This window comes from Syntrophotalea acetylenivorans, from assembly GCF_001887775.1.
Lineage (GTDB): Bacteria > Desulfobacterota > Desulfuromonadia > Desulfuromonadales > Syntrophotaleaceae > Syntrophotalea_A > Syntrophotalea_A acetylenivorans.
In genome coordinates this window covers 2,884,942-2,900,005 of the sequence record NZ_CP015519.1, presented here as the reverse complement: position 1 = coordinate 2,900,005, position 15,064 = coordinate 2,884,942, and the positions used below count along the sequence as shown (strand labels likewise).

Annotated in this window: 13 protein-coding genes; 3 read left to right on the top strand and 10 right to left on the bottom strand. The window is 55.6% G+C overall.

What is annotated here, in order from left to right:
• Positions 1–2 precede the first annotated feature (2 nt).
• Complete coding sequence (locus A7E78_RS13240) at positions 3–1,145, bottom strand: NAD(P)/FAD-dependent oxidoreductase (protein WP_072284712.1); 1,143 nt, start codon at positions 1,143–1,145, stop codon at positions 3–5.
• 131 nt (positions 1,146–1,276) lie between these two features.
• Here A7E78_RS13240 and A7E78_RS13235 point away from each other — a divergent pair, with 131 nt between their 5' ends.
• The 3 genes from A7E78_RS13235 to A7E78_RS13225 all read left to right on the top strand — a co-directional run bounded on the left by A7E78_RS13235 (position 1,277) and on the right by A7E78_RS13225 (position 3,417).
• Positions 1,277–1,867, top strand: coding sequence for a LemA family protein (locus A7E78_RS13235; RefSeq protein ID WP_072284711.1), 591 nt, complete (start codon positions 1,277–1,279; stop codon positions 1,865–1,867).
• A 1-nt stretch (position 1,868) separates the two neighbouring features.
• Complete coding sequence (locus A7E78_RS13230) at positions 1,869–2,576, top strand: TPM domain-containing protein (protein ID WP_072284710.1); 708 nt, start codon at positions 1,869–1,871, stop codon at positions 2,574–2,576.
• 208 nt (positions 2,577–2,784) lie between these two features.
• Complete coding sequence (locus A7E78_RS13225) at positions 2,785–3,417, top strand: TPM domain-containing protein (RefSeq protein ID WP_072284709.1); 633 nt, start codon at positions 2,785–2,787, stop codon at positions 3,415–3,417.
• Positions 3,418–3,722: 305 nt separating this feature from the next.
• Here A7E78_RS13225 and A7E78_RS13220 read toward each other — a convergent pair whose 3' ends face one another.
• The 9 genes from A7E78_RS13220 to A7E78_RS13180 form a co-directional block, all read right to left on the bottom strand.
• The gene (locus A7E78_RS13220; protein WP_072284708.1) at positions 3,723–4,970 is read right to left on the bottom strand and encodes a nucleotidyltransferase; all 1,248 of its coding nucleotides are present in this window, start codon (positions 4,968–4,970) and stop codon (positions 3,723–3,725) included.
• Between the two features lie 42 nt (positions 4,971–5,012).
• The gene (sfsA, locus tag A7E78_RS13215) at positions 5,013–5,708 is read right to left on the bottom strand and encodes a DNA/RNA nuclease SfsA (RefSeq protein WP_072284707.1); all 696 of its coding nucleotides are present in this window, start codon (positions 5,706–5,708) and stop codon (positions 5,013–5,015) included.
• Positions 5,705–6,907, bottom strand: a complete 1,203-nt coding sequence (serB, locus tag A7E78_RS13210) for a phosphoserine phosphatase SerB (RefSeq protein ID WP_072284706.1) — start codon at positions 6,905–6,907, stop codon at positions 5,705–5,707. The genes sfsA and serB overlap by 4 nt, the downstream gene beginning before the upstream one ends.
• 326 nt (positions 6,908–7,233) lie before the next feature.
• Entirely contained in the window at positions 7,234–9,429 is a 2,196-nt protein-coding gene (locus A7E78_RS15470; protein ID WP_072284705.1) for a methyl-accepting chemotaxis protein, read from the bottom strand.
• 69 nt (positions 9,430–9,498) lie between these two features.
• Positions 9,499–10,068 (bottom strand): phosphatase PAP2 family protein, encoded by a 570-nt coding sequence (locus A7E78_RS13200; protein ID WP_083553124.1) that lies wholly within the window; start codon positions 10,066–10,068, stop codon positions 9,499–9,501.
• A 90-nt stretch (positions 10,069–10,158) separates the two neighbouring features.
• Positions 10,159–12,015, bottom strand: a complete 1,857-nt coding sequence (locus A7E78_RS13195; protein WP_235606839.1) for a GGDEF domain-containing protein — start codon at positions 12,013–12,015, stop codon at positions 10,159–10,161.
• Positions 11,957–13,120, bottom strand: coding sequence for a glycosyltransferase family 4 protein (locus tag A7E78_RS13190; protein WP_072284704.1), 1,164 nt, complete (start codon positions 13,118–13,120; stop codon positions 11,957–11,959). The genes A7E78_RS13195 and A7E78_RS13190 overlap by 59 nt, the downstream gene beginning before the upstream one ends.
• 265 nt (positions 13,121–13,385) lie before the next feature.
• Positions 13,386–13,892, bottom strand: coding sequence for a DUF2062 domain-containing protein (locus tag A7E78_RS13185; RefSeq protein WP_072284703.1), 507 nt, complete (start codon positions 13,890–13,892; stop codon positions 13,386–13,388).
• Complete coding sequence (locus A7E78_RS13180) at positions 13,870–14,922, bottom strand: prolipoprotein diacylglyceryl transferase family protein (protein ID WP_072284702.1); 1,053 nt, start codon at positions 14,920–14,922, stop codon at positions 13,870–13,872. Before A7E78_RS13180 ends, A7E78_RS13185 begins: the two co-directional genes overlap by 23 nt.
• Positions 14,923–15,064 lie beyond the last annotated feature (142 nt).

Sequence of the window (15,064 nt, the reverse complement as noted above, 5' to 3'; positions counted from 1 at the left end):
TATTAAAAGTGGTGATTGTCGTTGCCTTCTCCCAACTCTCCGGAGACCTGATAGGTTTTCATAAAACGTCGATCGATCCAGTCCTTAAACATGAATGGCAGCCGTCCTTCCCAGGCCAGGCACCCTTTGCTTAAAATGCCACGATGGTTACCAAGATTGAGAATAAGCAGATATCGGGATTGCGGCTTGAAAGAAATCAGCGGCCGATCTTCGAGGGCCGCCAGCAGGTTCGCATGAAGAATCGGATTCTGCCGTACCGCATAGACTCCCACCTTGGCCAAAGGCTTCCCTTGCAGGCTGATGCAGTCACCGCCGCCGAACAACTCAGGATGAGCGATCGACTGCAGCTGTTTATTGACCAACAATCCGCCATCCTCACCAACAGGCAATCCCGAATCACCGAAGATCGGAGACGGTTCGACGCCGGCGGCAATAAATGCCAGATCGTATGGAAGACTACGCCCGTCATAAAGTTCAGCCCGGCCATTGGCCACCGAGGAGGCGCGCCCCCCTTCCAGTACCGGTATATCCCTTTCCCGCAAAGACTTTAACGCCAGTTTCCTTACCCGGTCCGGGAAGCGGTGCAGCAACCGGCTACCAGCCAGCAGGGTGATCTGCGCCTGACCACCGGCCAGATTGACCAGTCGCCACAGGTTGCCAGCCAATTCGACACCGGCCGGACCGCCCCCCACCACCAACAGGTTTTGACTTTTGCCTCCCATGTTCTGCAAAAGCTGGCGCCGGGCTTGTAACAGATTGACAATGGGCTTTACCGGCACCACCCCTTCTCCCTGGGCTCCCGCTACCTGAAGGGGCACCCCGCTGCCGGTGTTGAAGGAAGCAATGTGATAATCGAGGACATCACCGGAAGCCATGCGCAGCCTGCGTTTATCAGCATCGATGGAGGTCACCCGATCTTCGACAAAGCGGGCGCCACGGTTCTCCACCAATTTGCGGATATGAAAACGTACCTGCTGAGGACGATAGGTGCCGCCAAGCAACCCCGGTCCCATGCCCGAATAATAATGATAGGGACTTGGGCTAACCAGAGTTACACGATGACCGCGACTTATGTAATCAGCCAGATTCTTCATCACGGTCATATGGGCGTGACCACCACCAACTAAGACCAAATGTTTGCTCATAGAAAAACTCTCGTTCACGGGAAAAGAGTGTTAAAATCACAAAACTGAAACGAACCAGTGACACCTTTACATTCGTATGATGCATAACTATATTAACGAAAATTTGTCGATTTTCACAAGGAGATCACTCTATGCGTAAATTATCGTTGCTGTTCTGGCCTTTGTTGCTCATCACCTTGTTGTCTCTGTCCGGCTGTGGCTACAATCGTATTCAGGAAAACGAGGAGACGGTCTTTTCCTCCTGGGCCGATGTGGAGGCCACCTATCAGCGCCGTGCCGATCTGATCCCCAACCTGGTGGAAACGGTCAAGGCCTACGCCGCCCATGAAAAAGAGACTCTGCAGGCAGTCACCGAGGCCCGCGCTCAAGTCGGCCAGGTCAAGCTCGACGCCAACCAGCTCGGCGATGCCGCCAGCATAGCGCGATTTCAACAGGCCCAACAAGGCATGTCCGGCGCCCTGTCGCGGCTGCTGGTGGTTGCCGAACGCTATCCGGACTTGAAGGCCAATCAAAACTTCCGCGACCTGCAGCATCAATTGGAAGGCACGGAGAACCGTATCAACGTGGCGCGTCAGCGCTATAATCAGGCGGTCAGGACCTTCAACAGCTCGATCCGCACCTTTCCCGGAAACCTGACCAACAAATTCCTGCTCAAGCTGGAACGCAAAGAACCCTTTAAGGCCGCCGCTGGTGCCGAGCAGGCACCTCAGGTGAAATTCTGATATGAAACGATCTTTCCTCTCCCTGTTGCTTCTGTTCAGCCTGGCATTGCCTGCAGCGGCTCTGGATGTGCCCTCATCGAAGGGCTATGTCACCGATCGGGCAGGAATCCTCAGTTCCGCCACGGAACAGAAACTGGAGCGCTACCTGCGCTCTTTTGAAGAAAGCGACTCGACTCAGATCGCAGTTCTGACCATTGACTCCCTGCAAGGGGAAGCCGTGGACGAATATGCATTGAAAGTCGCCGAAACCTGGGGGATCGGTCAAAAAGAAATGGACAACGGAGCCCTGCTGCTGGTGGCCAAAGGGGAGCGTAAAATCCGCATCGAGGTCGGTTACGGCCTCGAAGGGACACTGACCGATCTGCTCGCTGGACGCATTATCGACAACGAAATCTCGCCCCGCTTCAAACAGGGAGATTTCGACGGCGGCATCATCGCCGGAGTCGGCGCCATGACTCAAGCTGTGCGGGGTGAGTATAAGGGCACAGGGCCCTCTACCGGCAAAAAGAAGCGCAGCCCCTTTGGCCTGTTGTTTTTCCTGTTTTTCCTGGGACCTGGCCTGCTACGTCTGTTTCTACCCCACTCCCGCTATGGCCGCAGCCGAGGCATCTGGTTCGGCGGGGGTGGCGGCGGAGGCTTTGGTGGCGGCGGTGGGTTCAGCGGCGGGGGTGGCGGCTTCGGCGGCGGCGGGGCTTCGGGCAGCTGGTAGCCGGTTGTCAAATCGAGTTGCGATTGGTAGTTGAAGCGTAGATAAAAAACCCAAACTCAAAAGCCTGCACCACGAAGAGCACGAAGGACACAAAGGGAAAACAAGGATCAAAAAGCCAAAGCCATAAAGGTTGGTTGTTAAGCTTTTCTTCGTGGACTTCGTGACCTTCGTGGTAAAAATTTAACCTGGCAAAGCATTCGAGGAAGGCATGACAATTAAAACCGACGGATTCTTTTCGGCAGAAGAACAACAACGCATCGAGGCTGCAGTCGAAGCAGCGGAAAAACAGACCAGCGGCGAGATCGTACCGATGGTGGTCGGTGCGGCTTACGACTATCCCAGGGCCGAGATCATCGGCGGCGGTTTTTTTGCGCTGGCCTTCGCCTCCCTGATCAGCTGGTGGTTCTGGAATGCTTCCCTGTGGGCCTTTCTCCCCGCCTTCCTGCTTCTTTACCTGCCCTGTAAGTGGCTGGTCCGCTTTGTCCCGGCTCTGAAAAAACGGCTGATTGCCGAAGCGGAGATCAACGCCGAGGTTGAAGAAAAAGCTCTCGTGTCCTTTGTCGAGCAGGGGTTGCACCACACCCGTGACAACACCGGCATTCTGATTCTGATCTGCCTGTTTGAACACCGGGTCGAGGTGCTGGCTGACCGGGGCATCAATACTTTGGTGCCGAAAGAAACCTGGCAGGAAATCGTCGCCATTGTCACCGACGGTCTGCGCCGGGGTCAGGCGTGCGATGCCCTGTGCCGGGCCATCGGTCGCTGCGGCGAATTGCTTACCGAACAATTTCCGATTCGCGAAGACGACACCAATGAACTGCCTAATCTAATCATCGACTGATCGTGGCTTGGTGCGAAAAACAGACGGACAATCCCGACTCACGCGGAGCCGCGAAGATCGCGAAGGAATCAAAGCCTTAACCCCCAACACCACATCCTTACCCAACGCGTCCACGACAGAACAAAAGCAGAGCAAGGACAAATCCGAAAAGAATTATTGATCTGATTCTGAGTTTCCGCTGCGCTCTTTGCGCTATGGCATGAGGCCGATTTGGACATTCTTCGCAGCTTCGCGGCTCCGCGTGAAATCAAGCTTTTAGAGTCTGTTCCTCTCGTGAAGTGGCGACGGTGCAACGGAAAAAAGAATCAGTCGCTGAGGACTTCCTGAAAGAAATCCCGGTTGCGATTACCACCGGCCCAGCCCGGCAGCAGCAGAGTGTAATTGCGCGTAGCCCTTAAGTCGATTTCGAGCATGGCAAGAGCCAGCTTGAGACGCCCTGATTCAGGACCGTGGAAACGTTTCAGAGTGGCATAGACCCGGGAAAAATTGGCTATCAGTGGCAGGGAGCGCTGTTTGCGCGAAGAGGAGAGAAAACGTCGGCCACGATCGCTGCAACCAAGCAGATGCAGATAAAGGGGGCCTGCTTCGATGGCATCGGCCATCACGGCAGAGGGTACGGCGTTGAGCACGTAGCAAAGGATACGTTGAACGCGGGTGCGGGTCAGTTGCCGCACTTTGATCCGATCGACCAGGTCTTCCCAACCATTACTTTCCGGAGCGGCATCGGCCAAGCGCCGGTCGAGGCCATCCTCGACCTGGTAGACCTTCTGCAAGTCATCCCGACCGCGAAAAATCTGGCCAAGCAGCAACTGGTGCAACGAATTGGCATCGGCAGTCAGCTTGTTGGTCAACGTCTGTTGCAGCGAATCAACGCAGGCCGCCGGAAGAAACTCCGCCACCGATTGCCCCTCGGCAAGCCGCTGGCGAATGCCTGTGGCGCTGGCAATGCTGCCGGTTGCTGCGAACTCATGGTAACCGGCTCCCAGCCGGGGAATGGTCAGCGACTGCATGGCGCTGCCGGTGTCCCGCAGAGCTTGCAGGTATTCGAGGGCCAGAATATTGTTGGGGGTTTGCAGCAGAGTGGTCATTTGGTCGTCGCCACTCAGCTTAGCCACCAGGGCAGCACGGGCGTCGGCATAATGAACCCCCTGGCGCAATTGAGCAGCGATGCCAATAGCTAATTCACCCTGCCGTTGCTGCAACAGCTCGGCACACCGTTGCAGGGGCTTCAACTCGCCCGCTTCACTGCCGAAACAGAGAGATTTCACGCCCCCGAGCGCGTTCAGACACTGCACCGCGCCACGGGCGAAATAAGGGGCGCTCTGGCAGGCAAAGGCGAAGGGCAGCTCTACCACCACATCGACCCCGGCCCGTAGCGCCATTTCTGTGCGCCGCCACTTGTCGACCAAGGCCGGTTCCCCCCGCTGCAGGAAATGGCCGCTCATGACCGCCACCGACACCTCGGCATCGGCCTGTTTGAGACTTTCGCGCAGATGGTGAAGATGGCCGTTGTGAAAAGGGTTGTACTCGGTGATCAGGCCGACGGCACGCATAGAGTTACCCTCTGACTATCATGACTGAACGTAAAAGGGGCCTCAATCAAGCACCACCGGCAACCGCTCCCCGACCCGGTTCGCCTCAACGGACACCTGGCTGCGATAAGCTAATACCTCCACCCCCTGCGTCACTGCCTCGCGCAGCAGGCGGCCATATTCCGGATCGATGTCGTCGGCCGGGCCAAAGCTGGTCGCTTCGCCCCGCTGTACCAGAAAGAAGATCACCGCTCGGTAGCCTTCGGCTTTCGCCGCCATCAGCTCGCGCAGGTGCTTCTGACCACGGGTCGTCACCGCGTCGGGAAAACAGGCCTGCCGGGCATCGCACATCAGGGTGACGTTCTTCACCTCGACCAGCACCTTCTGCTGATCTTTTTCCAGCAAAAAATCGATGCGGCTGTTGCCGAACCGGTGCTCGGGAGTAATCTCATAGCCTTCCAGCTCGCTGATCCAGCTCTGACGCAGACCCTCTTCCACCACCCGATTGGTGCGATGGGTATGAGTATCGACCCAATGGCCATTAACCCCGATAAGTTCAAGAGTATACTTAAGCTTGCGTTTGGGGTTATCGGATCGGGAAATCAGCACCCGATGGCCGGGCACGGCGCACTGACGCATACTGCCGGTATTGGGAGTGTGGGCTGTCACCAGACACCCATCGGCCAGCTCAACATCGGCAAGAAATCGCTGATAACGCCGCACCAGACGCCCTTCGATCAGGGGAGCGGGCAGCTTCACTTCGACAGCTCCGCCATCTCCCATTCAGCAATACCGAGCAAATGGAGTATCGAATCGAGGCTGCCCTGGTTGATATGATAGTCGGCCTGTTCCCGCACACGGGCCTTGGCGTTAAAAGCGATGCCGAGACCGGCCCGGTCGAGCATCGGCAAGTCATTGGCGCCATCGCCGATGGCGATCACCTGGCTGAGGGTAATGCCTTCTCGCTCGGCGATCTCGGCCAACAGTTCGGCCTTACGCTGACCGTCGACAATAGCGCCGGCTACCTGCCCGGTGACCTTGCCGTCCGCAATCTCCAGGGCGTTGGCATAGGCATAGTCGAGGCCCAGTTCGGCTTTGAGTCGGTCGGTGAAGAAATCGAACCCTCCGGAGATGACCGCGGTACGGAAACCGAGCTGGCGCAAAATACGAACCAGGTTCTTGGCCCCGGGAGTGAAGGGAAGGTCGTGATAGACCTGCTCCAGCGCATCGGCAGGCAGCCCCTTCAGCAGACTCACCCGTTCGCGCAGAGCTTGCTGGAAATCGAGTTCACCGTTCATGGCCCGCTCGGTAATACCCGCAACCTGCTCACCGACTCCGGCCAGACGGGCCAACTCGTCAATAACCTCGATCTGAATAAGGGTCGAGTCCATATCCAGAACGACCAACCGTTTAGCTCGCCGGTAGAGGTTTTCCTTTTGTACCGCGATGTCGATACCGAGTCCGCCCCCTTCGGCCAGTAACTGGCGGGTCATACCCTTAAGATCGGTATTATTCGGCACATTAAGAAAAAACTCCACGCAACGCAACTGACCACGGGTCAGCTTGTTGATGCGGTCGATGTTGATGCTGTAGTCAGTAAGCAAGGAAGCGACTCTGTTTACCGCACCGGCATCGACACTGTCGCCGAGCATGGTCAACACATAGCCATAGCGGGAAGACTGCAGATTCTGATAGTCCTCTTCTGCGACGACCTCGAAATCGAGCTGCAGGCCAAGCTCCTTGGCCAGGAACAGCAGGTCCTTGATCAGCGGCTTCTGATCGCTTTCGCCGGTAGGAAAATCAATCAGCAGGGATAACAGCATCAGGGTATGGGTCACGCTCTGTTCGATATCGCGAATGCGCGCTCCCCCATCGGCGATACAACCGGTAACCGCCGCAAGAATGCCGGGACGGTCCGGACCGATCAGGGTGATAAGCACCATTTTGTTATCCATCATTCTACTCCTTCGGAAAAATGGCCGTATTCTACCGCTAAATCATTCCTGCCACAACCTTAACTGCGATAATGAACCTAATTCCCCGAGCGGTGCCTTGTTCGAGTTGCAAACCGGTATACAAAAACCGCCCCCGTGCCTGCAGCACATCTAACCATACCTGCAGAAATGACTTATTTCGACCGACACAGGGGATTTTGAAAAAATTTGGCCGACCAAATTTTGTTGGTCGGCCATTGCATAGTTGGAGGTCTTACGTGGTGGGGTTGGCTTAATGCCGGAGGTACATCCATCCGGCAAGGCAAGAAAAACTCATCTTTTCAGCGAATTCAGCCTGTAAGCAGAGCCGGGGCATCAGCAGAAGGCAGCGCGGCTTCGGTGCCTCCCACGAGGCGCAGCGGTGATCCACCAAGACGAAACTGGCTGATCATCTGTTGCAGTTGAGCCGCCTGCACTGACAATTCCTGTGAGACTCTTTCACTTTCGACGGCATTGGCTGCATTCTGTTGGGTCACTTGATCGATTTGCCCCAAGCCACGGTTGACCTGACTAATGCCCTCTGCCTGCTCGGTACTCGAACTTGCAATTTCGGCGACCAAGTCTGAAACCTTGGTTGCGCCGGCCACAATCTCCTGCAGAGCCGCCGCCGTCTGATCACTAAGGTCCGTACCACAGCGAGTTTTCGCCGTCGAATTCTCAATAAGTTCGGCGGTCTCCCGGGCGGCTTTAGCACTACGGCCTGCCAGGTTTCGCACCTCTTCGGCGACCACGGCAAATCCTTTGCCGTGCTGGCCGGCACGGGCGGCCTCAACAGCTGCGTTTAGGGCCAACAGATTAGTTTGAAAAGCGATCTCATCGATCACTTTGATGATTCTGGCAATATCCTCGCCGGATCGATTAATTTCGCTCATCGCATCGACCATCTCATCCATCAAGCGGCTACCCCGGACAGCAGCGGTTTTAGCTTCATTGGACAGGGTATTTGCCTGTTTGGCATTTTCAGCGTTGTTATTGGTCATCGAGGCGACCTCAGCCAGCGAAGCACTGATCTCTTCAAGGGAAGCGGCGGAGTGGGTCGCTCCCCGGGAGAGAGCCGTGCTGGATTCGGTCACCTGAACGGTACTGAAGTTAATCTGCTCAGCAGCTATCCGCACCTGTCCCATGGTTTGTTGCATAGCTTGGTTGGTCCGGGCCAAAGGTTCCCGAATCAAGCCTTTAGCCTGAAAAGTGAAATCCCCGGCAGCCAGGCGATCAAAAGCTGTCAGCACTTCATCCCGCAGATTGTCGGCAAACCGATCGAGGGCTTCGGCCATTGTACCGATCTCATCCTGGCGGTTAAGCTGCAAACGATGGTCGAGCTGGCCCTGCTCCAAACGGTGGATCATGTCAACAGTCTGCGACAGGGGGCGCGAGATGGAACGGGTTATCAGCAACCCGGCCAAAGCACTGACCATAACAACCACCAGGGTGACGATGAGGTTGATCCGCTGCATTCCACCGATGTTTGATTCGATGGCGCTGCGTTTCTGGAGAATGGCGCTGGAAGCCGCCTGAACACTGTGGCCAGAGGCAACTTCCAGTTCGGCAAGAGATATTTCGAGGTCCTTGAATATTTCAATAACATCATCGGCTGTGGCTTTGACCTTGCCATTGAGCAAGGCGACCGCCTTCTGCTGATCAGATAAAATCCGACGCTCAACACTGATGACCCGGTCAAGGTCAACGGCCATGGCCTTGATGGCCGGTGGCACCTGATCACGATAAAGAATGCGGGCCTGCTCCCATTCACTGCTCATAATCAGTGAATTGAGTTCGTAAGAGGAATCCCAGAGTCGTTCGTTGATGGGAGCAGCCTTATTCAGGGCAGCGTTCAGAGCCGGTAATTTGTCCGCCAGGCTATTGTAAACCGGCCCGGAGCGAAATTCCTCGAGGGGGGTATCGCCAAGCTCTTCGTAGAGGAGTTCGCTGATAGAGCTTTTGACGAAAAGCATATTAGCGACCTTGAGAGCCCAATAGAGCTGGGTGCGTTTTAGTTCGGCCAGCGATTCGGCCAGGTTTTGATGGCGTGGTCTCCAGACCTGGCGCAGGCGCTCATCGGAAGCCAGCAACTGGTCGTGAAGTTCTTGCAACTGGCTGAGGCGGGCACCGAAGTCTGGCAGTTGCGCCCCGATTTCCTTTAATTCGGAGCTGTCCAGAAAGCTTTGCAAAGTGTCATCCCTGCCATCGGCAAAAAGACCAACCTCGGCGCGATTTTCCAACAACCCGTCGCGCAGTCCGTCCATGGCCATTCGCAAGCCGGTACGGGACTCATTAACAGCGGCAAGCCAGCGCGTAGCTCGGGACGACTCGTCCTGCACCTGCGCAGCAGCATCAAGAGCAGCCTCTAATTCACCGTCGGCCCGTTTAATTTTAGCGGTCGTCCAGTAGTTGGAGGCAAGCATCCCCAACACCAGAGTAATTATTACCAAAAAACCCAAGTACAATCGTTGCTTCACAGTCCAGTTTTTGTGCCAGGTCCAACTCATACAACTCATCCTTCTGATAAAATCATCCAAACAAATACATTCCAAAAACAGTCGCCACGTATGTTTTCTTCAACCAAGCAACCACAAGGCTCCTAACGCTACAGTATGACCAAGCCCCGCTCCCAACAGCCCACCGACGATAACGTCGCTGGGATAATGCGCACCGAGAAAAATCCTCGACAGACCGATGAGCAGCGCAGCAGGACAGAAGAACCATCCGGAACCGGGCAACATCGTGGCAAAGGTCCCGTACAGAGAAAAAGCGGTCATGGTATGCCCGGAGGGGAAGGAATATCGATCCGGCGGCTGTACCAGACAGGAAAGGTCAGCCAAGAATTCAAAGGGCCGACGTCTTCTCACCAACTTTTTCAGACTGCTGAAAGCTGCAATGGCCAGGACAACCACCATCGCAGCAGTGGCTACCGCCAGACGCTCCCGGCTTTGACCGAACAATAGCAGGGTAACCGCCACCGCAGCCCAAAGCGGGCCATCGCCGAGTCGACTACACATGGAAAAACCAAAGGTCAGCAAACGCACTTTGCGCCATCGGCTCAACGACCGCAACACAACCGCCTCAATGTAATTGAGGCGATACGACATTCCGGCACCACATTCTTTTAGCAGGTACGAAACTGTCAAGAGCGACTCCTTTTTTGCCGGGAAGCCAGGCCACTGCCATCTGCCGAACAGAATTGCGGAAGATGGTAAGTTAGCCTCACTTTATTAGGGTTACACTAGCCTCTCGTTAGCCTTCATCAGTGTCGCACTCAACTCATCGCAAGACACTTTGAAGGTCTGCTTTTCATTGCGGCGATCGATGCATAAAACGCTGCCCTGCTGCTTTTTAGCCTGACGCTTAACCTCGGTAGCAGCCGCAGCAATTTGGTGACAACTGGAAAAATTTCCGTCGGCGGCAACGGTTGCTCCAATGGAAAGACTGATCACCGGGAAAAAGGTCGGCAACCCAGTGCGGCTTTCACTCCACAAACCGTTTTTCAAGCGATCCTTGGGATCGTAATAAGCGGCCACATCCCGATCGAAATTCTTAATCAGCGACTGGCAGCGTTCAAGCCAGTATCCGCTCTGAAAAACCACCATAAAATCATCCCCGCCGATATGTCCGACAAAGTCGCACTGGCTGTCGACCGTTTCGACCAGCAAACGGGAGAAAAAACGTAACACCTGGTCGCCGCGTCCATACCCGTAGTAATCGTTAAAGGGCTTGAAATTGTCGAGATCGCAATAACAGGCAACAAATTCGCCCCCTTCTTCAAGAAGCATGTCGATATGCTCGTTGAGCGGCACATTGCCCGGCAGCAGAGTCAAGGGGTTGGCATGGCGGGCATGTTTGATCTGAAGGTCGGTAATTTCCCGCAGTAGGTCCATAACCGTTCCGATACCGGCATACAGCCCCTTGTCGGTCACAATAAAGTGGTCGAGGGCATTAAAGTTGCCTGCGCTGGTAATCAACTGGCTGAGTATTTCAATGGGTTGGTTTTTGTCGATGACCAGCGGCTCTGCGTCCATGAACTTGACAATCGGTTCTCGGCCATATAAATCTCGACCGTATCGGCTACCAATAATCTCCATAAAAGTATTGCGATGAACGATTCCTACCGGAATATCACCCTCGCCTACCACCGGCAGCGTTTTCAGGTTGGCCATGGAACTGAACATATCACCAACCTCCGCCACCTTCACCTGGGGCTCGACTGCCGGCATCGTTTGAGCCAGGCACTCTACAGTTTTGGTGCGCCGGGGAAGATAACAGGTATTTTCCCTGGTCGGCTGGAGACGTTGCAAAGAATGGAGATGCCGGGGAGGCGCCACGCTTGGTCGCGCAAAGTAGTACCCCTGCCCGAGGCTGACACCGATTCCCCCTACCAGCCGATACTCTTCGTCCGTTTCGACCCCCTCTGCAATGGTCTTGCAGCCTAGTTCATGAGCGATTTCCTGCAGGGAACGAATAAAACGCGCCTTGTTTTCGTCTCCATGAATGCCCTGAATAAAATGGCGATCGAACTTGACGAAATCGGGCTGCAGTTCCGACCAGAGTCTTAAACCGGAATAACCGGCGCCGAGGTCATCGATAGCCACGGCAAAGCCCATGTCCCGATAGTGGGCTACCCCCTGGCGGGTCACTTCGAAGTCATCGACAGGATAGTGTTCGGTTAATTCGATTACCACCTGTTGTGGGCTCAAGCCATGTTGGTGAAGAAACTGCCGGGTAAATCCGGCCCTGAATCCCGGTTCCAAAAGAGAGCTGGGATTAACGTTGAGGAAAAGTCTCCCCGGCAAACCTTGCCGGGCAAAAGCACGGATATTGACCTCACGGCACAACAGATCGAGTTCAAGCAATCGACCACAACGGGCCGCGACGCTAAATAAATTACTCGGCGAATGCAGGGGACTATTGGAAGGCCCGCGCACCAGGGATTCATAACCGACGATGCCACCCCCTTTCAGATCGACAATGGGCTGAAACAGGGCGGTCAGCTGCTCTCCGACAAGGATGTCATGTAAAATTTCAGTCAGCATATCCGGGTCGTCTTCTACAACGTTCTGGGCCAGGCATATGGCACTCATACTGCTCACGAACACCCTCCATAATACGGGGCCAGCTCTGGCCTTCGGCATGCCGTCTGGCTTGCTGCCCCATCTTGCGTAATTCATCCTGATCGCCGACCATTCGGTCAATGGCAAGCGCCAGGTCGGCGACGGTCGCATGGGGCACAACATTTCCCGTTTGACCGTCCATAATGACATCCTTGGGCCCCGGCACATCGAAGCCGATAGCCGGCAGGCCGCTGGCCATGCCCTCAAGCATAACGTTGCCAAAGGTATCGGTCAGCGAGGGGAATACCAACAGATCGCCGACCGCCAACAGTCGGGCTAACTCGATACCGCGCTGATAGCCAACGAAGATCACCCGCTGATCTGCCTTTTTGTGCAGCCGATCGCCAAGAGGGCCGTCACCGATTACCAGCAAACGGCAAGGGTTATCGGCAGACAGCCGGTCGAAGGCGTCGAACAGCATCTGCAGATTCTTTTCTGCGGCCAGACGACCGAGATAAACCAAAACAGTTTCCTGCGGTAGAAAACCGAGAGAAAGGCGCAACGCTTCGTCGCGCTGCGAAGGATGAAAATGGTCGCTGTCGACCCCCCGCCCCCAGACACCAACGTTTTTAAATCCCCTATCCAGCAACAGACTACGAATCGATGGTGTGGGGCAAAAAGTCTGCAAGGTGCGGTTGTGAAACCAGCGCAAATAACGCCAGGCCGGCGGCTCCAGCCAACCGAGCCGATAACCGGCCAGATATTGAGGGAAGTTGGTATGGTACGAACTGACTATCGGCAGCCCAAGAGATCGTGCGGCCCGTAAAGCAACCCAACCAAGGGGCCCCTCGGTAGCGATATGCACCAGCTGACTGCCGAACCGCGACAGCTCCCGACGAATTCGGACGGGAGTGGTCAGCGGCAGAGCCACCTCACGATAACAGGGCAGAGAAAATCCGCGGAAGTCGGTGCGCTCCACACCGGCAGAATCCTCCTTCAGGGATTGATCGTAGCGGGGCACCAGGAGCTGAATCTGATCACCCCGATCAGAGCAATGCCCGACAAGCTTTTCCAGGGTACGGGAGACCCCGTTGATCTGCGGAAAATAAGTTTCTGTAACAAGGGTGATACGCAACGGAATCCCTGTCCTTTCCTGGAGGAAACAACCTTTTGGGCCAGCCAGGCCAAACAGCAGCTATTCGTCGCGATAAAGACTCATCAAATGCCGGGCACTACGCCGGGTACTCAGATAGTTGAAACGCCCCAGAGCCAGCAAACCAACGACAAACAGCAACACAGAAAAAACTTTCATTACTCCCCCCGGCCCTGAATAGGCTTGTGGATGAACAGACGTTATCCGGCCTGGATTAGGAACGGGTTAGCAACGGTTTCGGTTTTTGTCAGGGAGTGTTTTGCAAAGAAATGAAGGTACTTTTCCAGCGAAGCAGAAGAGCACGTAAGGGCAGGAAAAAGCCGTAGAAAAAAAGAGGGGCCAGCAACAACCAGATTACCAGCGCATAGAGATTGGCCAACCAGAAGTTGCGCAGAAAGAGCAGCGGGTCGGTAACAAGGGCCACCCGCCATGCCTCCAGTGAAGAGGCTTGCGCAGAGAGTAGAAACAGTTTCTGGCCGGCCAGCAAAAAGGGAACAAAGAGGGCGATTTGCAGGGGGTAGCAGGCATAGTTGCCGACCTGCACCGCCAACTGATTGAGTTTCAACCGCCAGGCCAGCGCCGCACAGAGCAGACTGGTTCCCCAGACCAGCGGTGCCAGGCCGATGGTCGCACCGACCGCAACGCCCAGGGCCAGACACCCCGGCGAGCAGCCCTGACCAAGCAATTGCTTCAGGACGGAAACCGGCTTCCGCAACAGATCAGTCAAAGGCTTAAATGCGGTCTTGATGGACATAGAAAGAGAGTTGCGCACCGGTAACCTGGCTACGTCCGAGAAACAGGAACATGGTCAACCAGCCGACCTGAAGAGCCAGCACCACCGCCGGATGCCACAGGGACTGGAAACCAGCTGACATATCCGGAACTCCCGGTAGCGAGGAGGGAAACAACCAGACCAGCAACAAGGTGTATGGCAACAACAGCAGCCCCATGACCTGATAAGCGGACAGCCGTCGTCCACCCCGGTAATCGGCTCGCCACATTTCTGAAACCACACGCCAGGCCTGGGTTACCAGCGCCGCCACTAAAAAGGCGGCGGCAAATAAACCGTGTAGATAAAGAGCCGCGGCAAGCAGGCCGGTAGTGCAGTAGAGCAGTGCCGTCACAGCCTGGATCGGTACCACCGATTCGCCGTCCAAGCCCGAGGCATAGGCGATTTTTTTGGTTTCGCCGCGAAACACGAAATGGCAGCGTTTAAAAACCCTCCGCACCAAAGGTCCGCAATCCTGCAGGGGCTTGCCATAGCAACAGCCGTAGCTGATGCAGGCCAACCGTCCGAGTCCCTCGCCGAAGGCGTAACCGATAGACACGGCTGCAAGCACCGCGAGTACAGACAAGCGGCCCGTAACAAAGTCGCCAGCGAAAAAATTATGGACTACAACAATCCATGGCAGAGTGACAAAACCGACAAACACCGCCCCTCCAACAGTAAAGGTATGTTGCTTGCCTTCAACCAGCCAGGCAATCCAGCGGGCCGCCGGCAAAGCGCAAACCAGCAGAGCTCCAGCCACCATCAGCATTGCAACCCGGGGCACTCCAACACTGCCCAGCAGACAGAACACCACCAGCAGCGCAACCAAATTGGCGCTGGCGGTAATGATGCCGTACCAGGTCAGGTTGGTGCCCTGCCAGCTTCCGGTGGTGCCCTCGTAGCTCGGTACGGTGGCGCAGATCTGCCATTGGCGACCGGGCAGGCGTCGAAAGCCCCAGTTCAGCGTTACGGCGCTGAGCACCGCGAGGTTCAGCAGAAAAAGATGGTTGGCCATGGGCAATCTCCTTGATTTTTGGCTGGAAAGGTTAATCTCGCGCCCCTCTTTTTGACAAGCCATTCACCACGAAGATCACGAAGGATACGCAGAAAACCAGGGTCTTTACGGTTAAGTGATTTGCTTTAGTTCGTGATCTTCG